This window comes from Ruegeria sp. H9, assembly GCF_056532915.1.
In genome coordinates, this window is sequence record NZ_JBQFNX010000002.1 from 1,078,779 (window position 1) to 1,104,616 (window position 25,838).

The window sequence follows — 25,838 nt, forward strand, 5'->3', positions numbered from 1 at the left end:
CAGTCAATTCTGCCTCCGATACTGCTGCCCGCAATTGTTAACACAGTTTTTAATGGTTGCATCTTTCCCGTTCGAACCCGCAGACTGACCGAGTGATCCGGGGGAATGAATGAATATTGCGCTGATTGGTTTGGGGATGGTTTCGGGCACGCATGTCGCTGCCATTCAAGCATCGGATCAAGGCCTCAGTCTTGCCGGCGTCCTCGGGCGCAACTCTGAAAAAGCAGCTGAGTTCGCGCAGCGAAACGGCACCCGCGCATTCGGCTCGATCGAGGAAATCGCAAACGACCCAAACGTCGACTTTGCGATCATCGCAACACCGCCCGATCAGCGCTCAGAGTTGGTTCGGGTTCTTTCGAGCGCTTCGAAACCGATCCTAATGGAAAAGCCCATCGAGAGAACGCTGGGCGCCGCGACAGCCATCGTCGAGCAGTGCGAGGTATCCGGTGTGCCGCTGGGCATCGTCTTTCAGCACCGCGCCCGCGCCGCCTCGCAGGCGCTGAAATCAGCCATTGAACAGGGTGAGCTGGGCGCGATCGCCACGGTGGAGATCCGTGTCCCCTGGTGGCGCGATCAGAGCTACTATGACGAGCCGGGTCGCGGCACTTATGCGCGCGACGGAGGCGGTGTCATGATCTCGCAGGCAATCCACACGCTTGATCTTGCGATGTGGCTGCTGGGGCCGATCTCGGACATTCAAGCCATGATGAGAAAAACTCCGTTACACGATCTCGAAGCTGAGGATTGGGCAGGTGCAGTCTTTGAAACGGATAGAGGCGCCGTGGGCACTATGATGGCGACTACTGCCGAATATCCCGGGGCCGCTGAGTCCATTACCATCCAAGGCACACGCGCCAAAGCGCATTTGGAGTCAGGTGTCCTGACCTTAACGACTTTCGATGGTCATAAATCCACGGTTGGCGAAACGTCCGCCACAGGCGGAGGGGCCGATCCCATGGCGTTCACCCATGCTTGGCATCAGGCGGTCATCGAGGATTTCGCCAAGGCTGTTGCCGATGGCACGCTGCCCATGGCCACCGGACGCAGTGCCCTTTTGACCCACGCCGTCATAGACGCGATGCAGATCGCCAATCGAACCGGCCAGAAAACACGAGTCATCTCATGAGCCTGACCTGCGTCGCCCTTGGCCTGGACCACCGCCATATCTATGGCATGACGGAAAACATGCGTAAAATCGGCGTGGACTGCGTTGGCTACTGGACACAAGGCGATCCGGAAACGCTACCGGGCTACGTCAAAAGGTTTCCCGATATTCCGCGGCTGGCCCGACTGGAAGACGCCCTAACCTGTGGGGCGGATCTGGCGCTGATTTCGGCAATACCGGCAGATAGGGTCGCGTTGACGATCCGCGCCATGCAAAACGGCATGGATGTCATGAGCGACAAGCCGGGCTGCACGACGTTCGAGCAACTCGACCAGATCAAGCGAGCTGTCGCCGACACCGGTCGAATCTGGTCGGTGAATTTTTCCGAACGATTTGAAACGCCCGTCAGCACCCGGGCGACCGAGTTGGTCGAGTCCGGTGCCATCGGGCGCGTGATCCAGACGGTTGGGCTTGGCCCGCACCGATTGAACCGGGCAACCCGGCCGAATTGGTTTTTTCAGCGTGACCGCTATGGCGGCATTCTGACCGACATCGCCTCGCATCAAATCGATCAGTTCTTGCATTACACAGGTTCGAAAACCGCAGAAATCACGAACGCTTATGTGGCGAACTACGCAAACCCCAAAGATCCCGGATTGCAGGATTTCGGAGAACTCAATCTAAGAAGCGAGAATGGCACCGGGTACATCCGGGTTGACTGGTTCACGCCGGATGCCTTGCCAAACTGGGGGGATGGTCGTCTGACGATCCTCGGAACCGAAGGATATATCGAGTTGCGGAAATACGTCGATGTGGGTGGGGCCTCAGGGACAGACCATCTGATCCTCGTCAATGGTGAAACCTGCCAAAAGATCGACGCAGCCGACGCCGGCCTTCCCTACTTCGCGCGCCTGGCCGATGACATCCGCAACCGGACCGAAACCGCGATGACACAGACCCACTGCTTTACGGTCATGGAACTGGCACTGCACGCGCAGGAAATGGCGGAACGCAGATGATCAACGTTGCGATCCTTGGCGCAGGTATCGGTGCGCAACATCTGGACGCTCTGGAACGGCTTGACCGCACCTTCCGCGTAGCCGCCGTGGTCGACCAGAATACGGACCGGATCGAACAGATACGGCAGAACTCGGATTTTCGAGCACTAACCAACATTCAGGACGCTCTGGATGATCCGGCGATTGATGTCATCGACATCTGCCTGCCGCCGCATCTGCATGTACCAACCACGCTTGCGGCACTGGCCGCAGGAAAACACGTTGTCTGCGAAAAGCCTCTTGCGACCTCGATGCAAGATGTGGATCGGATCACGGCAGCCACACGCAACGCGGGCAAGCAGGTGTTTCCGGTGTTTCAATACCGGTGGGGCCCGTCACTTGCCCAATTGCGCCACTTGCAACGCGCAGGCCTGACCGGAGCGGTCCAAACTGCCGCGCTTGAAACTCATTGGTCCCGAGGGGCTGACTATTACGCAGTGCCGTGGCGAGGAACATGGGCCGGTGAACGCGGCGGCGCAGTGCTGGGCCATGCCATCCACAACCATGATCTGCTGACTCATATTGCGGGTGATATCGCCTGGGTGTCTGCAATGGCGACAACGCGGGTCAACCCGATCGAGACCGAAGACTGCGCCGCGATCTGTTTTGGCATGACTTCCGGTGCTTTGTGCACAAGCAATATCACCTTGGGCGCCGCCACGGACGAAACCCGCCTGCGGTTCGTCTTTGAAAAGGTGACCGCCACCTCTGGCACCGAACCCTATGCCCCGGGTCAAACGCCCTGGACATTCGTCGCGCGAGACCCTGTGAATCAAGCCGCTATCGACGAGGCCCTTGCAGCCGCCACTGACGAGCCAACAGGTTTCGAAGGGTTCTTTACCGAAGTCGGCAGGGCGCTGCGGTCCGAGGCAAATTCGGCCGTTACGCTGAAGGATGGCGCTGCATCCATCGGCCTTGTGACAGCGATTTATCACGCGGCGCGCACCGGGCAGCGCGTTGCTCTTCCCATCGGGTCCGATCACCCGCTGTATGAAGGATGGCTGCCATGAAACAATGCTGGCGTTGGTTCGGACCCGATGATCCGATCGCCCTTGCCGCTCTCCATCAAGTCGGGGTTCAGGGCATCGTCACCGCGCTGCATCACATCCCGCCGGGACAGCCCTGGGATGAACCAAGCATCGCCGATCGGCAAGCAGTTCTGGCTACTGCCGGGTACAGTTGGGACGTTGTCGAAAGCCTGCCCGTCTCCGAGGCGATCAAAACACAGTCCGCAGACATGGCTGAACATCTGCAGGCGTATAAGTCCAGCCTCAGGTCCCTGTCCGCCCGTGGCATCAAAGTCGTTTGCTACAACTTCATGCCAATCCTGGATTGGACGCGCACCGCCCTTCGCGCACCGCAGCCGCACGGCGGAACGGCCATGCTGTTCGACCTGACCGATTTTGCTGTTTTCGACATACATATTCTTGAACGTCCGGGCGCGTCCGAAGACTATTCCAGCGACGTCCAGCAAACGGCCAAGGATCGCTTCTTGCGCATGTCGGATAAATCCAAGGCCCAGTTGCAGCATAATGTCACAGCGGGGTTGCCCGGCGCCAACGATCAGTGGAGCGTGCAGGACGTGCGCGCTTTGTTGCAGACCTATGCACATATCGACCGTGACCGGCTTCGCGCAAACCTGATCGACTTCCTGTCAGAAGTCGCCCCAGTCGCCCAAGAACTGGAACTACGCTTGTGCTGTCATCCAGATGATCCGCCGTTCTCGTTGCTTGGTCTGCCGCGGATCATGTCCAGTACCGATGACTACGGCGCCGTTCTGGATGCGGTTGATTTGTTGGCGAACGGCGCAACGTTATGTACCGGATCGCTGGGAGTGTCTCCCGAATTTGATGGGCCGGACTTCGTGCGCAGGCATGGCGACCGAATTCACTTTGTCCATCTGCGGAATACCCAACGCATCGCCGGGTCAGACAGCCAGAAGCCGGACTTCTTTGAGGCCTCGCATCTGGAGGGCGACACCGACATGGTCGGCACAATTCGCGAACTGATGAACGAGCAGCGCCGCCGCAAATCCCAAGGGCGTCGCGACTGGCAAATTCCGATGCGGCCCGACCACGGACAAGAACTGCTGAGCGATCTGGGTGGACACAGTACTCCCGGCTATCCGTTGATCGGGCGTATGCGCGGGCTTGCGGAACTGCGCGGCATCATGGCGGCGTTCTCCTAACGCGTCGGATCAGGCGGTTTCTTTTCGCCCGCAACACTTCTTTGCTTGCCTGAGCGCCGCATTCTTCGTTTACTTACGCTACGTAAACGGGCAGCGGGGTGTCTTCCGGACTCGCCCGACGTCTGTTCAAGACGCGTGAAACTCCCGCGAAAACCGATGCGATTAGGCATCATTTTTCGAAACGCCTGCCATACGGCAACGGCGAAATATCGGGAGGAGCCCAAATGAATACTGCAGGCGTAATAGGTCTTGGCGACATGGGCAGCGGCCTTGCCAAGAACTTGATCAAGAATGGCTTCGAAACATCAGGTTTCGACCTGAGCGAGACGCGCTTGACGGCATTTGCTGACATGGGCGGCCAGCCCAAGGACAGCGTGGGACAGGTCGGTCGACACGCCGCCAGTGTGTTTGTCATGGTAATGAACGGAGATCAGGCCCGCGATGTCATTCTGGGTGAAAACGGGCTGGTTGCGAACATGGCCAAAGGCGGAACGGTCATCCTGTCGGCGACCATTACCCCGGCCGAAGCCCGCGCCATCGGGCAGGATATGGAAGGCTCGGGGATTAACTTAATCGACACGCCGGTCTCAGGTGGGTTTCCCGGCGCGCAGAACGGCACATTGACGATGATGGCTGCCGGTGCTGCGGATGTGCTGGACCGAAATGCCGAAGTCATGCAGGCAGTGTCTGCAACAATTCATCGAGTCGGAGAAAACGCTGGCGACGGGCAAACCGTGAAAGCCTGCCTGCAATCCCTGATCGGATCGATCTTTTCCGCCACATTCGAGGCTGCAGCCCTGGCGGCCAAAGCCGGTGTCAGCGGTCAGGCATTACTTGATGTGTTCTCCTCATCCAGCGCGGGGTGCGGCGTCGTGAATTCCGCCCTTGAAAACATCATTGATCGCAAGTTCGAGGCCACCGGCAGCCATATCGCAACCATGCACAAGGACCTGACGATCTCGCTGGCACTGGCCGGTGCGTTGGGCGTTCCAATGCACACAGCATCATCCGCTATGCAGATCTTTCACGCAGGAAAAACTAAATACCCGAATGGCGACAACTGGGTGTGTACTCGCGTCATCGAAGAGATCGTTGGCGCAGAATTGCATCGCTGAGGGGACCGGACATGAAATTGGGTGTAATTTGCGACGGCATTTCCCGCGATCTGCGGCATGCCGTGGACGTGATGGACGAGTTCAGCCTGGACTATGCAGAGCTTCAATTCGTTGGCGATGCGGAGGTCGGGGATCATTCCCCGCAGCAAATTGCCGAGATCGACGCGCTTTTGCGCGACCGGGGCAAGCCTGTGTCATGTCTGTCGCGCCATATCTTTGCGGGGATGACAGCTGCCAATAGGCCCGGCGACGACCTGCACACTCGGCATATGGACGCCTTGAAACGCGTAATCGACATGGCGCATGTTGTTGGGTCTCCGCTGGTTCGGATCATGACCCAACGAAAAGAGCAGATACTGTGGGGAAAAAACGGCGCCGAGAAGTGGAACGTAGCGCATGGGGTATGGGACTCGATGCCGCCGCTGATCGCGCCGGCGGTTGAACTGGCAAGAGCTGAGGGCGTGACGCTTGTCGTGGAAACCGGAAACGGCACGCTGGTCAATTCCAACTATACAGCCCGCAAGCTGATTGACGAGTTGGACGCAAAAGACTCTTTGAAAGTGCTGTGGGACCCCGGAAACAACTGCTGGTGCCATGAACTGGCATATCCGGACGGTTATGAAGAACTGCGCGGCGGCTATCTGGGTCACATTCACATCAAGGACGTGAAGGTCGACACGCCACGGGCAACGCTGGAAGTGCGCCGCATGGGGGAAGGTCAGCTTGCGCCTTTGTTCCAACCCATCGCGGACGCGCTTAGATCCGACGGCTATGATGGCGTCATTTCTTTCGAAAGCGTTTATCACCCCGGCAACGGGAACTTCGAAGATGGTTTTCGTCTGTGTGTGGACCAGTTTAAAAGCCTGTTTGCATGAATATGCAGTCAATATGCGTTTAAAATCAAAAGTTTGACCCCCATTGCTGAATGCCAAGTGAGATGTAGAAAGCTGGGCGCGCTCGCGTGAAATCAAGGAAAGGGCCTGCTGGATGAAACAACAGTTTTTTGACCTGTCCATTGAAACGCCGGGCAAATCCCTCATCGACATCAGCGGGATCGTTCAGCGTGCGGTGTCCGAACACGAATTTGTCTCGGGCCTGCTGACCCTTTGGTGCGTCCACACCGGTGCCGCGCTGTTGGTGCAGGCCAATGCCGATCCCGAAGTGCTCAAGGATATCGAGACGTTCTTCGAGAAACTCGTACCCAAGTCACCAGGCAAGTATCACCACCGCCCGACCGAGGACGACAACGCTCCATCGCATCTGCGGGCGCTGTTGACGCAAACTCAGGTATCGATCCCGATCGAACAGGGGCAGCTTCCGCTGGGTCGCGTACAAAGCCTGTACCTGTTCGAACATCGGGAAGCACCCAAGGCACGCCGATTGAAGGTGCACTACATCGGGACGTGATGCCTTGGATCACATGGAGCGTTGGCAGTGCTAACGCCCCATCCAGCCCCCGTCGACTACAAGGATTTCACCGTTGACGAAGTCCGACGCAGCCGAGGCCAGAAAGACCACCGGTCCCGCAAAATCAACAGGCGTACCCCAACGGCCTTGGGGTGTTCGTTCCAGGATCGACTTCGACCGGACCGGATCATCCCGCAGGGCTTGGGTGTTGTCGGTCGCGATGTAGCCAGGCGCGATCGCATTCACGTTTACGCCCTGCCCGGCCCATTCGTTGGCCAAGGCTTTGGTCAGCTGTCCAATCCCGCCTTTCGAGGCCGCATAGCCCGGAACGGTGATGCCGCCCTGAAAAGTAAGCAGCGATGCCGTGAAAATGATCTTCCCCGAGCCGCGCGCCAGCATGTCCTTGCCGATCTCGCGTGACAGAACGAACTGCGAGGACAGGTTTACCTCCATCACTTCGTCCCACCAGTCGTCCGGGTGTTCGGCGGCGGGTTTGCGTTTGATCGTGCCGGCATTGTTGACAAGTATATCAGGGGTTTGTCCGTCGGCCCTCAACTGATCAATGAACCCATGCAGCGCGGCGCGATCCGAAAAGTCGCATTGGTAGGCCCGGAAATTGCGTCCCATCGCCGTCACGGCTTTTTCGACATCCGAGCCAGACAGCTCGAGCGAGGCGGACACTCCGATGATATTGGCTCCGGCCGATGCCAATGCTTCGGCCATACCGCGCCCGATACCGCGTTTGCACCCGGTCACAAGGGCCGTCTTTCCCGTCAGGTCGAAACTTTGCAAAACACTCATGAACGCGGTCCTACTTCGATCAGGCTTTTCATTGCGGTTGGGCTGCGATCCAGTGCTTCGAACGCGGCCTGGATGTCTGCCAGAGGGCTGACGTCCGTGATCACAACATCCGCGTCCACTCCGCCCGAGGCGACAACTGCAATGGCTTTCTCGTAATCCTCTGGCTCATAGACCCGAGCACCGATCAGTTGCAGCTCTCGCCAGAAGAACTGGAACAGGTCGATCTGGGGCTTTTGAGCATGGATCGCGACCATTACGATCCGGGCCCGAGTCGCTGCAACAGCGGCCATCGCATCAACACCGGGCTGCGTTCCCGACACTTCGAAAACTACATCTGCCCCTTTGTCGCCCGTGCGCGCGTTGATTGTGGACACCAGATCGGTTTCGATTGGGTTGATCGTGTCAAAGCCAAGTTTTTCAGCTATCGCAAGACGGTTCGGATTCACTTCGGAAATTACGACATTTCCACCCGCGTCCCGCGCAACCATGGCAACCAGGATGCCAATCGGGCCGCCGCCGATAACGACAACGTCCTCTCCAGGTTGCAGGTCAGACAGCCGCACATCGTGGCAGGCAACGGCAACCGGCTCGATCAGCGCCGCATGATCCATGCGCAAGTCATCCGGCAGAACGTGCAACGTGTGGGCCGGAACAGTCCAGATCTCTTGCATAGCGCCATCGGTGTCGAGGCCGAGAAACTTGAGATTCTGACAGATATGCTGATGCCCCCGCTTGCAAGCTGGGCATTCTCCGCAGTGATCTAGCGGTCGGACAACGACCTTCTGGCCGGGTTCGACCGTATCGACGCCCTCGCCCACCGCCTCGACCACACCTGACATCTCATGCCCAATCACCCGGTTCAGGCCGACGCGGGCATCCATGTTGCCGTGGTAGACGTGCATATCCGTCCCGCAAATCCCACAATAGGCAACACGAATGGCAGCCTCGCCGGGACCCGGATCTGTCGCTTGGGCTTGCTCTACTGCAAAGCTCTTCTCACCTCTGTAGTATGCGGCAGTGATCGTCTGGGTCGTCATCTATGCATCTCCTTGTGTTCCGCATTCAATTTGTCCCAGTCGAATTCCACTCCGGTTCCCGGGGTATCCGGGGCCACGGCCAGACAGTCTTCGACAACTAGTGGACGGGTCGTGTACTGGTCTATCGGGAATGAGTGTACTTCTAGCCAGCCTGCGTTGGGTTGCGCAGAAACAAGGCTGACGTGCAGCTCCTGCATCCCATGACTGCAAACCGGAATGCCGTGCTGTGCGCTTAGCGCGGCCACGCGCAGCCAGCCGGTGATTCCACCGCAGTTTGAGGCATCGGGCTGGATAAAACTCAGTTTCGCGTCATCAAAGGCGTATTCAAATTCGTGTATGGTGTGCAGGTTTTCACCCATGGCAAGGGGAACGCCCGTCGCTTCGACAATTTGGCTATAACCTTTGTAGTCGTCTGGAATTGTCGGTTCCTCGAACCACAGGATATCGCAGTCGGCGAACCCTCTGGCAGCGACGATGGCCTGTTCGACACTCATAGAGTAATTCGCATCGACCATGAAGAACCGGTCCGGCCCCAGCATCTCGCGTACCGCCCGGGCACGTGCAAGATCGTCGGCCAGGTCTGGTTGACCGACCTTGATCTTGACTGCGTTGAACCCACGCGCAAGGTACCCTTCGGTCTGACGCAGCAGTTTCTCCAACGAGAAATTCAGGTCGATCCCGCCGGCATAGGCCTTGCACCGTTTGGACGCTCCACCGGCCATCTGCCACAATGGCGCATTCTGCGTTCTGCCGCGAATATCCCACAGTGCAATATCCACGGCCGAGATGGCAAACGAGGCGATCCCACCCCGTGCGACGTAGTGCACGTGCCACTGCATGGCATCGTACAGGCTTTCGATCTGTTCGGCGTCTTGTCCAACAAGGAACGGTGCCAGGTCATGCTGGATCATCGCTAAGATGGCATGACCACCCTTGCCCCCGGTGTAGGTATACCCGACCCCCTCGACCCCATCAGAGGTTTGAATGGTGACAGTGATCAATTGAAAAAACGTGTGATCCCCATGTTTGGCATCGACTAGGACTTCGGCGAGCGGAACGTTGAACAGCCGCGCTGATACACTTTCTATGCGATTCATTAACCTAAGACCTTCTGCTGCCTAGCAATAACCCGAGACTGTAAAAGGATGACCGCAAATAGAAAGCCTCCACGTATGACCATTTGCCAATAGGCACTGAAACTGATGGTGCCCTGGCCGTTTTCAAAGTTTAGAACGTTGAAGACCAGCCCCAGCAACAGCGCTCCGGCGACCGTCGCAGGGATCGATCCCATCCCACCCGTCAACAAAGTACCGCCTACAACCACGGAAGCGATGGCTGACAATTCCCATCCGATGCCTTCAAGGGGTTGCCCAGCTCCAAAACCCGAGGCCAGAAAGACTCCGGCCAGCCCCGCACAGCCCCCCGACAGCAGGTAGACAAAAGCCTTGGCGCGATTGACCTTGAGACCCATGAGGTTCGAGGCATCCTCGCTGCCACCGATCGCCAAGACGGTCCGCCCGATGGTTGTTCTTTCCAGCACCAACCAAAGTGCCAGAGTCAGTCCGGCCACGATGACGATCGCCCATGGAAACATGCCAAACGCCTGCCCCATGCCAAGCTTGGTGAAGTTCGACCCCCAATCGACCGAAATTGTCTGGGCGCCCGAAATCACCAATGCGCCGCCTTTTGCGGCCAGCATGGTGGCCAGCGTGGCGATGAAGGGCGGGATCCGAAGGATGATTATGCAAAAGGCGTTGATCGCCCCGAAACCAACCCCGGCAAGAACGGCCCCCGGCAACGCAACCTGAATCCCATACGGGCTGAGATAGGCCGCAACAACCGAGGTAAAGGCCGCCACGGATCCGACCGACAGATCAATCCCGCCGGTCATGATCACAAAACACATGCCCAGCGCAATCGCGATGAACATCGCGTTGTAATTCAGGAAAGACGAGAAATTGTAGGCGCTGCCAAAGTTGTCATAGCGCATCAGCCCGAACAGAATCAAAGCCAGCAGTGCGATCCACACCGTCACCGAGGCCGAATTACGTCGAAGGTATTTTCGCAGGTCAAAAGCCGTTTCATCCAACATCGATTAAGTCCTCCGAAACTGCTGGACCCAAACGGCCAGGATAATGATGACGGCCTTGGCGATCAGTGCAACTTCGTCCTCTACCCCGTTGGCCAACAATGTATATTTGACCAACTGGATGATGACGGCACCCAGTATGGCACCAAAGATCGGCGCTCGCCCGCCTTGCAAAAGAGCCCCGCCAACAACCGCGGCCGCGATGGCATCAAGCTCCATCAGATTGCCGTTGCGCGCGGCGTCCGAGGCCGAGTTGATTGCAACCACGATCAAACCGGCTAGGCCCGCAAGCACCGCGCAGATGACATAGGCCCCGATCTTGACCCGTCGGACGGGACCACCCGACAGATAGGCCGCGCGTTCATTGCCCCCTATGGCCAGCAGGTAACGGCCCCATGTGGTTCTGGTGATCACCCAAAACAGCACACAGGCAATGGCCAGCGCCAGCCAGCCCTGGAACGGCAATCCAAGCACTTTACCAGTTCCAAGATAACTGAATGAAGGGTTTGAAAACGTCTGCAGGTTCCCGTTCGTCAAGACTTGGGCAATACCGCGACCAGAGATGAAGAGAATGAGCGTCGCAACAATGGGCTGCACGTTCAACACGGCAACCATCACGCCGTTGAATACCCCGCATAGCCCCGCAATGAACAGCGGCAGGACAATGGCCAAAGTGACGCCTAGCATCGGATTGGCAGCACCCAGATCCGACAGAAAGATCAGCGGAGCAAGCGCCCCCGCCAGCGCCATGACCGCCCCAACCGACAGATCGATCCCACCCGTGGCGATTACCAGCGTCATCCCCATGGCCACGATGGCGATTGTAGCGACCTGGCTGATATTTACGAACAGGGTTTGCAGTTGCAGGAAATTAGGTGTGAAAAACGCGTTGAACACCAGCAGGGCGACTAACGCGGCGATGCCGCCGTGAAAGCGGAAGGGCATTGATGCGACCCGTTGCGGCAACTTCATTGCGCGGTCCATGAACCAGTTCCTTCTTCATGATGTGCAAGCGCGCGCACCAGTTTGTTCTCGGTGACCCCGGGGTTGGTCAGTTCCTTGACCGAGCGTCCCTCGTGCATGACCACGATGCGATCGGCGCCTTCCACCAGCTCTTCGAATTCCGAACTGATGAGGACGACACCAAACCCCTTCTCGACATAAGACCGAATGAACGATTGGATCTCTCGCTTGGCGCCAACATCCACGCCTCGGGTCGGCTCGTCGAGTATCAGGATGTCGGGCTGCGTCGCCAACCAGCGGGCAAGCAACACCTTTTGTTGATTGCCGCCGGACAACTCGCGAATGGGCTGGTCCATATGCGCCGCCTTGATGCCCAGATCGTCGATGAACGCCTGAACGATTTCGCGCTCGCGGGCAAAGTCGATCTGACCACGGCTGGCCAGTTTCGGCAGCAGGGCCAGCGTCATGTTCTCGCGCACGGACATGTCTGGAATGATCCCTTCGGCCTTGCGATCTTCGGTCAGAAAGCCGACGCCGTTCGCGATCGCGTCACCCGGTCCGGACGGTTGACCGACCGTGCCATGCAACTCGATTGCGCCGCTGCGTTTCCCGTCCACTCCGAACAAAGCGCGCGCCGCCTCGGTCCGGCCAGAGCCCAGCAATCCGCCCAACCCGACGATTTCCCCGCGGTGGAGTGTGAGGTCGAAATGCGTCAGCCGCGGGCCTGTTGAAACAGAGTCCGCCCGCAAAACGATATCGCCTTTCTTGGCCTTGGCACCTGCGAAGTCCGTCAAGCCGTCTGCCGCGATCTCATCCTTGTTGCGGCCCAGCATGTCCGCGATCATTTCCAGTTTGGTCGTATCCTGGACGTTACGCGTGCTGACGGTGCGCCCATCTCGCATCGTTGTGACTCGATCGCATATTTGGAACAGCTCATCGAGGAAATGCGAAACATAAAGAACAGACACGCCCTGTTTCTTCAACTCGCGCACAACACCGAACAGCACCTCGACTTCGCTGGCATCCAGCGACGACGTAGGTTCATCCATGATGACAAGTTTCGCATCCAGCGATACAGCCCGCGCAATTGCAACCAACTGCTGGATCGCTGTCGAGAAATTTCCTAACGGCTCGGTCACGTCGATATCTATGCCAAAGCGCGTAAGCACCTCGCGTGCGCGCCTGTTGCCCTCGCGCCAGTCGACCAGAAAGCCGAGACGTTTGGGCTCGTACCCCATGATGATGTTCTCGGTCACTGACCGCAGCGGTACCAGGTTGAGCTCTTGATAGATTGTGGCAATTCCGGATTCCTGCGCTTCGCGCGGAGTGGAGATGCGGCTCGGCACACCCGCCAGATGAACGTCGCCGGCATCCCGATCGTAAACTCCGGTCAGAACCTTGATCATCGTCGATTTTCCCGCACCGTTCTGGCCGATCAGCGCATGAACCTCGCCGGGCGCGATTTCCAGGTTGGCCTGGCTAAGTGCCGGCACGCCGGCAAAGGACTTTTCAATTCCCGACATCGAGACGAGCGCATTCATGAGATGTCTTCCTCCGATTGCTTGCAGGCGGCGCCGACCACAGGCCAGCACCACCCACCAGGGAGAATCAATAGGCTTCGTCGATGTGATCGGCCGCATTGTCCTTGGTAAAGATGCGATCTTCGACTTTCACCCATTCCGGGATCGCCTCGCCAGCTGCGTATTTTTTCATGACTTCACAAGCCAGAGGGCCGAAGAAGGGTGAGCTTTCCACCGTCACCCCCATCTTGCCATCGATAATAGCCTGAAGTGCATCGCGTGTCCCGTCGATCGAAACGATGGTCACGTCCTCGCCGGGCTTGCGGCCGGCCAGTTCCAGAGCCTGGATCGCACCGATTGCCATCTCGTCATTGTGGGCGTAGACCACGTTCACATCGGGGTGCGCCTGCAGCAGGGTTTCCATCACCTGACGACCCAGGTCGCGCGCAAAGTCACCGGTCTGAGAAGCCACGATCTCAAAGCGGTCATCCGCTGCAATCGCGTCGTCGAAACCTTTTTTGCGGTCATTTGCAGGTGAAGAACCAGTCGTGCCCTCCAACTGGACGATGACGCCATTGTCGCCGTCGAAATTCTCCATCAGCCACTGTGCGGCCCGGTTGCCCTGATCAATAAAATCCGACCCAAGGAACGCCACAAAATGCTCGCCCGGCTTGGCAACGGCCGGATCAACCGAGCGGTCCACCAAAAAGGTCGGGATTCCCGCTGCACGGGCCTTCATAACGGCTGGGATCAACGGCTTTTCTTCCCGCGGGGGCAGGAACAGAACGTCGATGCCTTGGGCGATCATGCTGTCCACATCCGCAACCTGCTTGGCCGCAGATCCGGCCGCATCCGTCGCGATCAGATCCCAGCCACAGGCCTCGGCTGTGTCATGGAAAGATTTCGTTTCGGCAATGCGCCACGGGTTGTTCGATTCCATCTGCGCAAAGCCGACCTTGTAGCGATCCTTCTGCTCAAGCGGTGGCAGATCCTGCGCGATCACCGTGGTGCCCAACAGCGCACCCGCGACAACCGTCGAGATCAAAAGAGTTCTGCGTTTCATGGTTATTCCTCCTCCATTGGTGCGGTCGCCTCCGTTTTGACCGCGAGTTCTCAGGTCATGCCCAATTCATGTATGTCGTCTGTTTCCTCAGATAGCCATCGAAGCCATACGCGCCGTCTTCGCCCCCAACCCCGGACAAACCCCAACCGGTGTGAAATCCCTGTACGGCCTCACCATTGGAGCGGTTCAGGTACAATTCGCCGAACTTCAAACGGCTCGGGGCCTCCATCAATCGCCGGTGCGATCCCGTAAAGAGATAGGCAGACAGCCCGAATGATGTGTCATTCGCTACGTCTATCGCCTGATCAAAATCATCGACTCGCATGGCTGTCGCTACAGGGCCAAAGACCTCCTCTTGCATCGCCGCATTGCCGTTGTCGGAGACCTCGAGAACCGTCGGGGACATCCAGTGTCCTTTGCGGTGCGCGCTGTCCAACAGGGGCCCGCCTTCCAGATGGACCGTGGCACCTTCCGTGATGCTGCGCTTGATGATTTCGTCGACCTTGGACACCTCGGCCTTGCTTACTTTGGGACCCAGATCGCAGTCCTCCATCGGATCCCCGATCGACAAAGCGCGGGCCGCATACACGAATTTTTCAAGAAACTGATCCGCAATGCCGCGATGCAGATACATACGCTCGTTGCAGGTGCAAATCTGGCCGCAATTGGCAAACCGGGCGGCAATGGCGGCCGAAACAGCAGCGTCAATATCCGCATCCTCCATCACGATGAACGGAGCCTTACCGCCAAGCTCGAGCCGGACAACCTTGATCCGGTCGGCCGCGGCGCGAAAAATCTCTTTACCGGCTCGTGTGCTGCCGGTCATTGTGATCAGTGAGGTATCGGGGTGTTCGACCAACCGCTGCCCTACCACCGGCCCCTTGCCTGTCAGAACATTCAGAACACCGGACGGAAAACCGACCTTTTCGGCAAGCTCGGCGATCGCGAGACCGGACAGCGGCGTGATTTCGTGCCCCAACAGAACAACAGTATTGCCCGCGACCAGCGCAGGCCCGACTTTCCTGGCGGCCAATGCCAGCGGATAGTTCCAGGCCGTCAACGCAACAACAACGCCATAAGGATGACGCCGGATCTGGATTTCCTCGGACTTGTTGTCCGATGCCACTATGTCACCCGAAATCCTCCGGGCCTCTTCAGCCGCATGGCAAAGAAAGGTAACAGCGGCATCAACTTCACTTCGGGCCTGCGTGATCGGCTTGCCCTGCTCGACCGTGATCAAGGCTGCCAGACGCCCGGCGTCAATCCGAATGGCTTCGGCCAACCGCTGAACCAGTCGCGCCCGCTCGATCGCCGGGCGCGAGGACCACGAGCTAAAAGCACGATGGGCCGCCTCGACGGCCGCATCCGCATGAGCGGCACCGCCATCTGGAACTTGCGCAAAGATCTCTTCATTTGCAGGGTTCTCGACACCAACCATGTCCGCGTCAGAGTTGGTAAAGCGGCCATCGATGAACATCGAATGCCGAACCACCTGACCCAACTCCCCCACTACAGACCGCAATTTCGCCTCCCGCGCTTACTCGGTCAGACCACATTGGCGACCGCACCGTCGATCAAAACACTAATAATATTATTTCGTCAACACTAATATTAATTACTATTCACTAATATTAGTTGCGCGTCCTCCGTATAGTCGATAAAAAGGAAGCGAACAAAAAGGTTGAGCAATGAACGATCAAGCGAACAAGGCCGGGCAGCACAGGGGCGTGGGACGAGTCGCGGGCCGGCAGCGCATAACGATGCATGATATTGCACGCGTCGCCGGGTGCTCACAGACGACAGTATCGCTGGTTCTAAACAAGAACGATTCCGTCAAAATCTCCGAGGACACAAAGCAAAGAGTCTTGGATGCCGCCAACACGCTTGGATACGCCATGCCCTCTCAACTCAGGAAACCCCAGGACAGCGCGCCTCGACCCTCGGCGTTAGACGGCACCATCGCTTTTGTCGTGGACGATCTGGCGTCGAGCCCCGAAATGGTAAACGCGTTTAATGGCGTGAAACAGGCCGTTCGTGACACGGGAAATCTTGTATTGCTGGCAGAAACCCAAAACGACCCCGAGGTCGAACCCAGAACGCTTAGGTATTTCCTCGACCAACAGGTTGCGGGCATCATTTACGCAACCGTTTTCACCCGGCGGGTGGTCGTTCCGGAAATACTCAGGCAGACCGCAACCCCGGTTCTGCTGCTGAACTGCTTTTGCGACGACCTCTCTTTTCCTGCGGTGATCCCCGGCGAAGTCGCTGCTGGACATACGGCGACCAACGCCCTGATCAAGGCGGGGCACAAACGAATCGCCACCATCACCGGTGAGCCGTTCATGGAATGCGCCGCAGGGCGAACGACCGGGTACAGAAACGCCCTTGCTTCCGCCGACATCCCATTTGACGAGGATTTGGTCATCGAGGGCAACTGGCTGCCCAGCGCAGGATATGCTGCCACGCGCGAATTGATGGACCTGCCCTCTCCGCCAACCGCCATTTTCTGTCAGAATGACCGAATGGCGATCGGCTGCTATGAGGCGCTCAAGGAACTTGGCCTATCCATCCCCGAAGACATCTCGGTCATCGGATTTGACGATGACGAAACCGCGCGACACCTGTCGCCCCCCCTGACCTCGATGATCCTTCCAACTAGGGCGATGGGACGCTGGGTCATCGAACAGTTGTTCCACGGTCCGACGGATGGTCAGCGACACCCTCTCGTGAAGCTTGAATGCGAACTGGTGGAGCGCGACTCGATCAGCGAACCCAAACGCCGGGCCTGAAGGCGAACTCATGACGGAAACCTTCGATCATATCGTCATCGGCGGCGGCTCTGCCGGCGCAGCCGCTGCAGCGCGACTGGTCAACCAGGGCAAGTGCAGGGTTCTGGTGCTGGAGGCCGGGCATTCGCACCGCCATCCGTTGCTGGACATGCCGCCGGGTATCTTCAAGATGATCAACGGGTCCAAGTTCATGACCTACCACCAGACCGAACCGCAGGACCACCTGGACGGTCGCGTGCATGACATTCCGCAGGCCAACGTGCTGGGTGGCGGGTCGTCTGTGAATGCCCAGGTCTATATGCGCGGCCGCCCTTCTGATTATGACGCGTGGGACGACCTGCTACGACAGACCAACGACGGGGTCGGCTGGGGATGGGATGATGTGCTGCCCTACTTCCGTAGAATGGAAGACAATAACAGGCTTCACAATGACCTGCATGGCAGCAACGGTCCGGTGCAGGTCTCGGATCCGAGGCATATCGACGACATGTCACGTTGGTTTGTTCAGTCGGTGCAGGCCCTTGGCGAACCATTCAACACGGACTTTAACGGCGCAACGCAGCGCGGTGTCGGGTTCTATCAGTTCACCAATCGCGCCGGTAAGCGCAGTTCGTCTGCCTATGCGTTTCTCGCCCCTCTCGAGACGAACCCGAACTTGACCATCCAGCTTGGCGCAACGGTCAGCAAAGTCATCATCGAAAACGATAAGGCCGTCGGCGTGCAGTATCGAGACAAACGCGGAGCCCACACGGTCCGGTGCGATGGTGAAGTTGTCGTTGCGGCGGGCGCTCTGGTGACGCCAAAAATCCTAATGCTATCAGGCATCGGACCTGATGCACATCTTGCCGATCACGGTATTCCCGTGATCTGCCCATTGCCTGGGGTTGGCCAGAACCTGATCGACCACCCCGAAGTTCCAATTACCGCCTTTGCCAACGGTCCCTACGGATACTTCAAACAAGGTGAGGGCTGGCGGATGCTTCGCAACGGCATCCAGTTCAAACTGTTCGGCAGCGGACCGGTGACTTCCGCCGGAGTCGAAGCCGGCGCGTTTGTCAATCCGTCGATTCCTGATGGAGAACCAACCATTCAAGCTTTTTGCGTGCCAATTGTTTATCTGGATCGCGACGCTCTGGACGAGGTGCAGGATGACTTTGGCCTGACCGTTACGACCGTCGTGGTCAAACCGAAATCACGCGGAGAGGTCCGGCTTCGCTCGGCCGATCCTCACACCATGCCAGTGGTCTCGCCCAACCTTCTGAAGCATGAAGACGACATGCAAGAGATGATCCGGGGGCAGCGGTTCTTTCGCCGGGCATTCACGTCGGGCCCGCTTGCTCAAAGGGTTCGCGAAATCGTCATTCCCACAGCGGACGACGACCAGACGCTACGAGCACATTGCAAGCGATTCGTAAAAACCAACTATCACCCGGCGGGCACTGCCAAAATGGGCCGGGACGGCGACGGAATGGCCGTGCTGGACGCCAGAATGCGCGTGCGCGGGATCGAGAGCTTGCGGGTGTGCGACATGTCAGCCGTGCCCGACATCAACGCCGGCAACACAAACGCACCTGCCATGATGCTGGGCGAACGATGCGCCGACCTGATCCTCGGCATCGGATCAGCCCGCGAGATACGCAATTCCTAACCTGAGCTGCGGCGTCGCCCGTCATTGATCCGATTTCTAACGCAGAATATGGCGTCGCCCTGCCCGACCCACCGAAAGTAGACTACCCTGCCTCAATGCGCAGAACGTGGCCAAAGGTCATGGCGCGGACGGAAAACGCCTTACAGAAAATCGTCCCGCCTGGGCGTGAAGCAGTCGATCAACTCTCCGGCAGCCAGGCAAACACAACCATGGCTTACACCGGACGGAATAATCAGGCTGTCACCGGGTTCCAACGCTCGCTCCTGATCTCCGATGACAAAGTTGAACCGCCCGGACCGCACAAATGTCGACTGCACATGCGGATGGTCGTGCAACACGCCTTCGGCACCTTCTTCAAACCGGAATGAAACCATCATGAGGTCTTCATTATCCGCCAAAACCTGGCGCGTGACACCTGATGCAGGTGATACAATCGGATAGCTCTTGGTCATAATGCGAGGTCCTTAGTCAGTTGGCGGCGTTCAATTTATTCGAAATACTCGGCATGTTTCGAGTGAACCTCCTCGATGGTCTTGTCGATGCGGCCCAGATGGCGGCGTATCATCTCGGTCGCAGTCGCCTCGTCGCGGTCTGCTAGCGCTTTTGCCAGCTCAACATGATCCCGAACCAGAATGTCGGCCTCGCTCTCGCGCCCAAGGCTTAGAAGGCAAAGGCGGTCGATCTTTCTTTTGCATTCCTGAATCGTGTTGAAGGCCAGCGGGTTGCCGCTCAACTCACAAATCAGACGGTGAAAGTCATAGTCGAGCTGATGGAACTTCTCGGCTTCGTTCCTTGAAACAACGTCTTTCTGCTGCTTGAGATTGTCCTCCAGCAGCTTCGAATAATCGGGCTTCCAGTTCCGACATGCATCGCGCACCACTTCCAACTCGACCGAGAGGCGAACAAAGCGCGCATGACCGATGCGTTCCATGGAAAAACTACGTACCCGCGTGGCTTTCTGTGGCCGGATCAGCAGCAAATCCTGCGCTTCAAGCCTGTTGAAAGCATCGCGGACCGGCTGCCTCGACACTTCGAACTTTTTTGCAATATCTGCTTCGGACAGTTTTGTTCCCGGCAGAATTTCCAGTGAAACGATCGCCTCGTACAAACTCTCATATACGATGTCAGTGGTTGTGCGCCGCTCGATTTTATCCGTAATACTTTGCATTTCCTGCCTTTTTCTGCGCGTGACTAACACCGGCGGCATTCTGGGCCACTAGGCCTCTCCCTCCGATACTCCTCAATGTATCTCCAGCCAATCCATTTAGCACGGGCCGTACGAAGCCTTTTGCGGCTCCCAAACAAATTTGTTGACAATACTAGTATCCTAGTCGACTACAATAGGCAACACGGCTGAATGCTCGTTAAGGCTCAAAGACCAAAACGGGCGCACTGACTGGATGACCGGGGAGCAAAGGGGGCAAGAAAATGACCGAATTGAACGCTGAACAGATTGGCCCGAACATGGAACTGGCAGGGAAGGTTGCGATCGTAACCGGCGGCGGACGGGACATTGGCCGCGCCTGCGTCATGAAACTGGCCAAGGCTGGAGCGTCGATCGCGATCAACTATCACAGCTCATCTTCGGGTGCGGAATCGGCGGTTCAGGAAATAACGGCTGCCGGAGGTAAGGCGATTGCCATACAGGGCGACATGACCTCCGGTGCGGATGTGGAAAGGCTGATCTCGGAGACTATTGCGACATTCGGACCTCGGATCGACATTCTTGCCCACGTGACCGGCGGATTGCTGGCCCGGAAGACCCTGTCTGAGATGGATATGGAGCATTGGTGCCATGTCATGGACCTGAACACCACTTCTTTTGCCCGCGCTGTTCAGGCCGTGTTGCCGCATATGAAAAAAGGCGGCGCGATCGTCGGGTTTGCGAGTCAGGCGGGGCGTGACGGGGGTGGCCCAGGCGCGGTCGCCTATGCGGCCTCGAAGGGTGCGGTCATGACGATGACGCGTGGATTGGCCAAAGAACTGGGGCCGGACATCCGGGTAAATTCGGTTTGCCCGGGCATGATCGACACCGATTTTCACAATGTCTTCACAAAAAGCGAAGTGCGGACCAACGTGGCCGGCGCCACGCCGCTTAAACGCGAAGGCACATCTGAGGATGTCGCCAATCTGGTCGCCTATCTGGCCTCAGACGCCGCTGCTTTCATTACGGGCGCGAACATCGACATCAACGGAGGCCTGCTCTTTTCATAACCGGCCTTCGCCGGGCATCGAGTCAACTGTCTGTTTTCTAGGGAGGAAAATATGAATATCAAACTGACTAAAACGCTGATGAGCGCCGCGACCGTGGTCGCAATTACCGGGAGCGCATCCTTCGCAGAGGATTGGCGCGGGTGGAATATCCACGTGGATGGTTACCCAAACACCATCGCGATGGACAAATTCGCAGAACTCATTACGGAAAAAACTGGCGGTGAAATCAGCCTTCAAATGTTCCATGGGGGCACGCTGGGCAGTCAGCCCGACGCGGTTGAACAGGTCCGCGCAGGCGCATTGGAAGTCGGCAACTTTAACCTGGGCCCAATTGGCCCGATTGTCGCCGAGGCCAATGTTGTATCGTTGCCCTTTATATTCAAAGACGTCCCGCACATGTTCCGCGTCTTGGACAGTGATGGTGGCGAGGCAATTGCGGCAGGTATGGCAGCCAAAGGCTTGACACCTCTTGCGTGGTATGACGCTGGCGCTCGCTCCTTCTACAACGGAACAAAGGCAATCAACGCACCTGCCGATGTTGAGGGAATGAAAGTTCGGGTCATGAATAATGACCTCTTTACAGGCATGATTTCTGAGCTTGGTGGCAACCCATCGCCAATGGCGTTTGCCGAAGTTTATCAGGCGCTGAAAACCGGTGTCGTCGATGGTGCCGAAAACAACTGGCCATCGTACGAGTCAACTGGCCACTTCGAAGTTGCAGGTTTCTATTCGCTGTCTCAGCACCTGATCATACCCGAATGTATCTGCATTAATACCGACACGTTCAACGCACTGTCACCTGAGATGCAGGCCGCGGTTCGAGAGGCAGCTCAGGAATCTGCAAAACTTCAGCGGCAATTGTGGGCCGAGCGCGAAGCAGCCAGCCGTACAGCCGTCGAAGAAGCTGGTGTGGTCGTGAATGAAGTGGCCGACAAAGCCCCGTTTCAAGCGGCTATGGGCCCGGTTTACGAAGCCTACTTTACTACGAACCCCGATTTACGCCCGCTTGTCGAGACTATCCAGGCGACGGACTGATTTAGCTACATTGGGTCTGATATTGTCCGGTCCCGCACATGCGGGTCCGGACGCCTGATCAAGAGTTGTGAGCCAATGAGTTATACTTCCCTGCCCCCGGCACCAGTGCGCAAGATGATCCAGATCCTGGATTGGATCGCCGATATTTGCCGGGTTTTGACTGGTGTCGCACTGGTTGTCATCACGGTCATATTCGGATGGCTTGTATTTGGTCGCTATGTCCTGAATGCGACGCCGACCTGGGTCGAGCAGGTCGCCTTGCTACTCGTCATGACAATAGCGTTTCTCGGGGCGGCTGTAGGTGTACACGATAACACGCACTTGTCCGTGTCTCTCGTGCGTTCCGCAGTTCCTCCACGTGTGAGGACCATTTTGGTTATCTGCACAGACGTGCTTATGTCTGGGTTCGGCGCCTTGATGCTGTGGTTCGGAGCTCGACTTACGATCTTTAAGTGGGGATCGCTAATCCCATTGATTCAAGTCCCCGAAGGCTTGCGTTCATTGCCTCTCACAATTGGCGGAGGCCTCATATTGCTCTTTTCCGTTGGTCATCTAATCCGCCTCTATGTCGGTTTTGACGAGCGCAATGACAGCATCGAATAGAGGCGAATGATGGGAATACTTCTGTTGCTTGGCGTGTTCGCCCTCTGCGTTCTGATCGGAACGCCTGTAGCATTCGCGCTTGGAATAGCGGCCATTTCGGCATTTTGGTTCGAAGGCTTACCCTTGATGATCGGATTTCAGCGGATCGTCTCCGGGATCAATGTATTCTCGTTGATGGCGATCCCGTTCTTCATTTTTGCAGGTGAACTGATGTTCCACGGCGGGATAGCCATGCGTCTCGTCAGGTTTGCTTCAGCCGCTGTCGGGGCCGTGCGCGGCGGCTTGGGAATTGTGAACGTGTTTTCTTCGATGCTTTTTGGGGGGATTTCAGGGTCGGCCATCGCAGACATTTCCGCACTGGGGTCTATCTTGGTTCCTGTGATGAAAGAGAAAGGTTACGATGCAGATTACGCCGTAAACGTGACCGTCACGTCCTCGATTGCCGGTATAATTATTCCACCCAGTCACAATATGATCATTTTCGCGATCGCAGCCGGGGGTGGAATATCGATCTCGAAGCTGTTTCTTGCAGGCGTTGTTCCAGGAGTTTTAATGTGCCTTTGCCTTGCTGTGGCGGCGTACCTTGTAGCGGTGCGCAGAGGTTATCAAGCTGAGACTTTCCCGGGTTGGCCAGCGCTCGTAGTGAGCTTCTTCAGTGCAATTCCAGGACTTTTGACGGCTGTGATTATCGTCGGCGGTGTGTTGTCGGGTATTTTCACCGTTACGGAGTCCGGAGCATTTGGGGCCATTTACGCATTCGTGGTCACACTGATCGTCTACAAAAGCATAACGTGGGAAAACTTTTGTATTGCCGTCGCTTCTGCTGTGCGCACGACGGCGATGGTAATGATATTAATCGCATGCGCTGGTGCGTTTGCCTACATGCTGACCTTTTACAGAGTTCCGGACAGAACCGTAGATCTGCTTACTGGGTTGACAGAAAATCCGATACTCATCCTGCTGATGGTAAATGCGGTTTTGTTGTTGCTTGGAATGATTATGGATATGGCAGCTCTAATTCTGATCTGCACACCCATTTTTCTACCCGTTGCCAACAGCCTTGGGATTGATCCGCTGCAATTCGGGATGATCTTGCTCGTGAATTTGGGATTAGGATTGTGTACACCACCGGTCGGATCCTGCCTGTTTGTCGGTTGCGCCGTGGGTAAATTGCCAATGGAGAAAGCCGTGCGAACAATATGGCCCTTCTACTTGGCAATTCTCTTCGCATTAATGCTTATCACTTTTGTACCCGCGATTTCACTAACACTGCCAAGCTTGGTTGGGTGAATAAAGTACATTCAAGTTTAAAGGCAGACACTTGAAGCTAAGCTTGTGTTCGAGTTTCTCTCTTAATGAAAAAAGGAAGCTGACATGTCGCAAAAACCCAAAGTGAATGCTCCCGTCGAGCAGATCAGTGTTTTTGATGTCTGCGGTGGCGAAATAGAGATTGGTCGGCCCAAAGATCGATGGACGATGCTTTTCGTCTATCGCGGGCGTCACTGTCCCAGATGCAAGCGATTTCTCAACAAATTGAACGCCATGCTGGCTGATTGGAGCAGCGTCATGGATGTAGTGGTCGTTTCCGCTGACTCTAAAGAAAAGGCTTTGGCCGACAAGGAAGAGTTCGGTTGGACATTTAACTTGGGCTTTGGATTGACCGAAACGCAGATGCGATCACTTGGACTCTACGTGTCGGACCCTCTTTCGGAGGCTGAGACAACCACATTGTTTGCAGAGCCCGGCGCATTCGGAATTCGGCCAGATGGCAGTTTGATGTTGGTCGACATTTCGAATGGCCCTGCTGCGCGCCCGGATCTTGAAGAATTGCTAGACGGAATGAAGTTCAATATCGAAAACAACCGCCCGACCCGAGGAACAGTTTTTTAACTGCAACAGTGCAGTCAGGCGAATTCGAACCAGTCCCAGCTAGGCCAGTATAGCTGTCCTTCATTCGTCACAAAGACCCCGCCACTCGGCGAGAGCGGCGGTGAGTATCAGCTTGAAGGTGCCTCGGCTGGCAAGCGCTCTTTCTCGTTGAAGTGGTTGTAAACAGAGGAGCTGACGGCGGCGAGCTTCTGCAAACTTCGCATCCGCCTGAAACGTTGCATGGCGCGTTCGCGTCGTCGGAAAGGCAGGTGCGAATTCTCGACGCAGTTGCTGAGCCACCAGCCCGTTTTCTGTTTTTTGTCAGCACCAAGCTCTCTGAAAGCGGTTCTGTATGAGGCGAAGCGATCTGTGACAACGTTTTCCGCTTTACCGTGTCGCTCCATCAATTTCTTGAGGAATTTCAGCGCCGCAGCTTTGTTTCGGCGTTTGGTGACAACGGCCTCCAGTACTTCGCCCTCATGATCTACGGCCCGCCAGAGGTAATGCCGCTTGCCATTCACATTCACGAAAATCTCGTCAACGTGCCACTTCCATTTTGAAAAGGCTCGGAGTTGCTGAACACGCTTCTGCCTTATCTCAGCAACAAACATCGGGCCAAACCTGTTCCACCAATATCGGACAGTTTCGTGGCTGACATCGATACCTCGCTCGTGCAGCAGATCTTCGACATTCCGAAGCGAAAGCGGGAAGCGGATGTACTGCATCACCGCAAGGCGGATGATCTCAGGACTGGTGTTTATAGTATTTGAAAGAAGCAGGTCTTGTCTTGGGTAAATGCTGAGAAAGCCCCCTGCCCGCCTCAAGGCAAGGTCTACCGACGAGACCTTTGGGATTGATGACGTCTTTATATTGAATGGTGTCAGTTTTGATCGAAGTGATTTGAGTGTTTATTTGGGGTCCGCAATTTTGGGCATAGACACAGACAATGATGGATTTGCCGATACAACCATCGTTCTAGGGGGCGATTATTCCGGTTCGGAATCTACGGTGAAAGATCTCGATGGGGCGACGGCCATAGCAGCTTCATTTCCACCAAAATGCACAAGACGATGTTTTTCACATTGACGAAGACGATGTCATCGCTGGAAACATCCTAGCCAACGACAACTGGTACACAGGCAGAGGACTAACCGTATCCCTGCTTTCAGGTCCGGAAGAGAGGCTACCAAACCTGAATAATGATGGATCGTTTACATATGAAGCAGATTCAGATGTCTTGATTTGGTCGCCCCCGGTGACGAGATAGTCCAGACATTCACGTATGAACTTGTAGACACGTTCGGTAGAACTTCCGAAGCCACGGCCCTCATTTC

24 protein-coding genes and 2 pseudogenes are annotated in these 25,838 nt (G+C 56.7%); 15 read left to right on the forward strand and 11 right to left on the reverse strand.

Features of this window, described 5'->3' with window-relative positions:
* Positions 1–109: 109 nt before the first annotated feature.
* The 7 genes from ACR0CZ_RS13910 to ACR0CZ_RS13940 all read left to right on the forward strand — a co-directional run bounded on the left by ACR0CZ_RS13910 (position 110) and on the right by ACR0CZ_RS13940 (position 6,873).
* Positions 110–1,126: a Gfo/Idh/MocA family protein gene (locus tag ACR0CZ_RS13910; RefSeq protein WP_170396153.1), complete on the forward strand. Its 1,017-nt coding sequence runs from the start codon at positions 110–112 to the stop codon at positions 1,124–1,126.
* Positions 1,123–2,124 (forward strand): Gfo/Idh/MocA family protein, encoded by a 1,002-nt coding sequence (locus tag ACR0CZ_RS13915; protein ID WP_170396151.1) that lies wholly within the window; start codon positions 1,123–1,125, stop codon positions 2,122–2,124. Before ACR0CZ_RS13910 ends, ACR0CZ_RS13915 begins: the two co-directional genes overlap by 4 nt.
* Complete coding sequence (locus ACR0CZ_RS13920; protein WP_170396149.1) at positions 2,121–3,173, forward strand: Gfo/Idh/MocA family protein; 1,053 nt, start codon at positions 2,121–2,123, stop codon at positions 3,171–3,173. Before ACR0CZ_RS13915 ends, ACR0CZ_RS13920 begins: the two co-directional genes overlap by 4 nt.
* The gene (gene uxuA, locus ACR0CZ_RS13925) at positions 3,170–4,351 is read left to right on the forward strand and encodes a mannonate dehydratase (RefSeq protein ID WP_170396147.1); all 1,182 of its coding nucleotides are present in this window, start codon (positions 3,170–3,172) and stop codon (positions 4,349–4,351) included. Before ACR0CZ_RS13920 ends, uxuA begins: the two co-directional genes overlap by 4 nt.
* Before the next feature lie 224 nt (positions 4,352–4,575).
* Positions 4,576–5,466 carry an NAD(P)-dependent oxidoreductase gene (locus ACR0CZ_RS13930; protein ID WP_170396145.1) on the forward strand — a complete coding sequence of 297 codons (891 nt, stop codon included), beginning with the start codon at positions 4,576–4,578 and terminating at the stop codon, positions 5,464–5,466.
* Between the two features lie 11 nt (positions 5,467–5,477).
* The gene (locus ACR0CZ_RS13935) at positions 5,478–6,341 is read left to right on the forward strand and encodes a sugar phosphate isomerase/epimerase family protein (protein WP_170511755.1); all 864 of its coding nucleotides are present in this window, start codon (positions 5,478–5,480) and stop codon (positions 6,339–6,341) included.
* Between the two features lie 112 nt (positions 6,342–6,453).
* Positions 6,454–6,873, forward strand: coding sequence for a secondary thiamine-phosphate synthase enzyme YjbQ (locus tag ACR0CZ_RS13940; protein WP_170396141.1), 420 nt, complete (start codon positions 6,454–6,456; stop codon positions 6,871–6,873).
* A gap of 30 nt (positions 6,874–6,903) precedes the next feature.
* On the opposite strand, the gene ACR0CZ_RS13945 is transcribed toward ACR0CZ_RS13940, so the two are convergent.
* The 8 genes from ACR0CZ_RS13945 to ACR0CZ_RS13980 all read right to left on the reverse strand — a co-directional run bounded on the left by ACR0CZ_RS13945 (position 6,904) and on the right by ACR0CZ_RS13980 (position 15,868).
* Positions 6,904–7,674: an SDR family oxidoreductase gene (locus ACR0CZ_RS13945; RefSeq protein ID WP_170396139.1), complete on the reverse strand. Its 771-nt coding sequence runs from the start codon at positions 7,672–7,674 to the stop codon at positions 6,904–6,906.
* Positions 7,671–8,711, reverse strand: a complete 1,041-nt coding sequence (locus tag ACR0CZ_RS13950; protein ID WP_480536911.1) for a zinc-dependent alcohol dehydrogenase — start codon at positions 8,709–8,711, stop codon at positions 7,671–7,673. Before ACR0CZ_RS13950 ends, ACR0CZ_RS13945 begins: the two co-directional genes overlap by 4 nt.
* On the reverse strand, positions 8,708–9,808 hold the full coding sequence (locus ACR0CZ_RS13955; RefSeq protein ID WP_170396135.1) for a mandelate racemase/muconate lactonizing enzyme family protein: 1,101 nt from the start codon (positions 9,806–9,808) through the stop codon (positions 8,708–8,710). The genes ACR0CZ_RS13950 and ACR0CZ_RS13955 overlap by 4 nt, the downstream gene beginning before the upstream one ends.
* A complete protein-coding gene (locus tag ACR0CZ_RS13960) occupies positions 9,808–10,803 on the reverse strand; it encodes an ABC transporter permease (protein WP_170396133.1) in 996 nt (331 codons plus the stop codon). Before ACR0CZ_RS13960 ends, ACR0CZ_RS13955 begins: the two co-directional genes overlap by 1 nt.
* Positions 10,804–10,806: 3 nt before the next feature.
* Positions 10,807–11,784, reverse strand: a complete 978-nt coding sequence (locus ACR0CZ_RS13965) for an ABC transporter permease (protein ID WP_170396131.1) — start codon at positions 11,782–11,784, stop codon at positions 10,807–10,809.
* Positions 11,769–13,304, reverse strand: a complete 1,536-nt coding sequence (locus ACR0CZ_RS13970; RefSeq protein ID WP_480503404.1) for a sugar ABC transporter ATP-binding protein — start codon at positions 13,302–13,304, stop codon at positions 11,769–11,771. Before ACR0CZ_RS13970 ends, ACR0CZ_RS13965 begins: the two co-directional genes overlap by 16 nt.
* Before the next feature lie 67 nt (positions 13,305–13,371).
* Positions 13,372–14,346: an ABC transporter substrate-binding protein gene (locus ACR0CZ_RS13975; RefSeq protein ID WP_170396129.1), complete on the reverse strand. Its 975-nt coding sequence runs from the start codon at positions 14,344–14,346 to the stop codon at positions 13,372–13,374.
* 55 nt (positions 14,347–14,401) lie between these two features.
* Positions 14,402–15,868, reverse strand: a complete 1,467-nt coding sequence (locus ACR0CZ_RS13980; RefSeq protein ID WP_480503407.1) for an aldehyde dehydrogenase family protein — start codon at positions 15,866–15,868, stop codon at positions 14,402–14,404.
* Between the two features lie 166 nt (positions 15,869–16,034).
* Here ACR0CZ_RS13980 and ACR0CZ_RS13985 point away from each other — a divergent pair, with 166 nt between their 5' ends.
* The gene (locus tag ACR0CZ_RS13985; protein WP_480503409.1) at positions 16,035–17,135 is read left to right on the forward strand and encodes a LacI family DNA-binding transcriptional regulator; all 1,101 of its coding nucleotides are present in this window, start codon (positions 16,035–16,037) and stop codon (positions 17,133–17,135) included.
* Between the two features lie 10 nt (positions 17,136–17,145).
* Positions 17,146–18,783 carry a GMC family oxidoreductase N-terminal domain-containing protein gene (locus ACR0CZ_RS13990; protein WP_170396127.1) on the forward strand — a complete coding sequence of 546 codons (1,638 nt, stop codon included), beginning with the start codon at positions 17,146–17,148 and terminating at the stop codon, positions 18,781–18,783.
* A 140-nt stretch (positions 18,784–18,923) separates the two neighbouring features.
* Here the strand turns inward: ACR0CZ_RS13990 and ACR0CZ_RS13995 are convergent, their stop codons facing one another.
* Together ACR0CZ_RS13995 and ACR0CZ_RS14000 are read right to left on the reverse strand one after the other, a co-directional pair.
* On the reverse strand, positions 18,924–19,235 hold the full coding sequence (locus tag ACR0CZ_RS13995) for a cupin domain-containing protein (RefSeq protein ID WP_170396125.1): 312 nt from the start codon (positions 19,233–19,235) through the stop codon (positions 18,924–18,926).
* 35 nt (positions 19,236–19,270) lie between these two features.
* Entirely contained in the window at positions 19,271–19,951 is a 681-nt protein-coding gene (locus ACR0CZ_RS14000; RefSeq protein ID WP_170396123.1) for a GntR family transcriptional regulator, read from the reverse strand.
* Between the two features lie 260 nt (positions 19,952–20,211).
* Here ACR0CZ_RS14000 and ACR0CZ_RS14005 point away from each other — a divergent pair, with 260 nt between their 5' ends.
* The 5 genes from ACR0CZ_RS14005 (at position 20,212) to ACR0CZ_RS14025 (ending at position 24,525) form a co-directional block, all read left to right on the forward strand.
* Positions 20,212–20,997, forward strand: a complete 786-nt coding sequence (locus ACR0CZ_RS14005) for an SDR family NAD(P)-dependent oxidoreductase (protein WP_480503412.1) — start codon at positions 20,212–20,214, stop codon at positions 20,995–20,997.
* A gap of 51 nt (positions 20,998–21,048) precedes the next feature.
* A complete protein-coding gene (locus tag ACR0CZ_RS14010; RefSeq protein WP_170396121.1) occupies positions 21,049–22,032 on the forward strand; it encodes a TRAP transporter substrate-binding protein in 984 nt (327 codons plus the stop codon).
* Positions 22,033–22,107: 75 nt separating this feature from the next.
* A complete protein-coding gene (locus ACR0CZ_RS14015) occupies positions 22,108–22,635 on the forward strand; it encodes a TRAP transporter small permease (RefSeq protein ID WP_170396119.1) in 528 nt (175 codons plus the stop codon).
* 9 nt (positions 22,636–22,644) lie between these two features.
* On the forward strand, positions 22,645–23,925 hold the full coding sequence (locus tag ACR0CZ_RS14020) for a TRAP transporter large permease (protein ID WP_170466427.1): 1,281 nt from the start codon (positions 22,645–22,647) through the stop codon (positions 23,923–23,925).
* Between the two features lie 84 nt (positions 23,926–24,009).
* Positions 24,010–24,525: a redoxin domain-containing protein gene (locus ACR0CZ_RS14025; protein ID WP_170396117.1), complete on the forward strand. Its 516-nt coding sequence runs from the start codon at positions 24,010–24,012 to the stop codon at positions 24,523–24,525.
* Positions 24,526–24,585: 60 nt separating this feature from the next.
* Here the strand turns inward: ACR0CZ_RS14025 and ACR0CZ_RS14030 are convergent.
* Positions 24,586–25,290: pseudogene (locus ACR0CZ_RS14030) on the reverse strand (IS6 family transposase); the annotation flags it as partial.
* 286 nt (positions 25,291–25,576) lie between these two features.
* Between ACR0CZ_RS14030 and ACR0CZ_RS14035 the strand changes: the two are divergent.
* Positions 25,577–25,771, forward strand: a pseudogene (locus ACR0CZ_RS14035) (hypothetical protein); the annotation flags it as partial.
* Between the last annotated feature and the right edge of the window lie 67 nt (positions 25,772–25,838).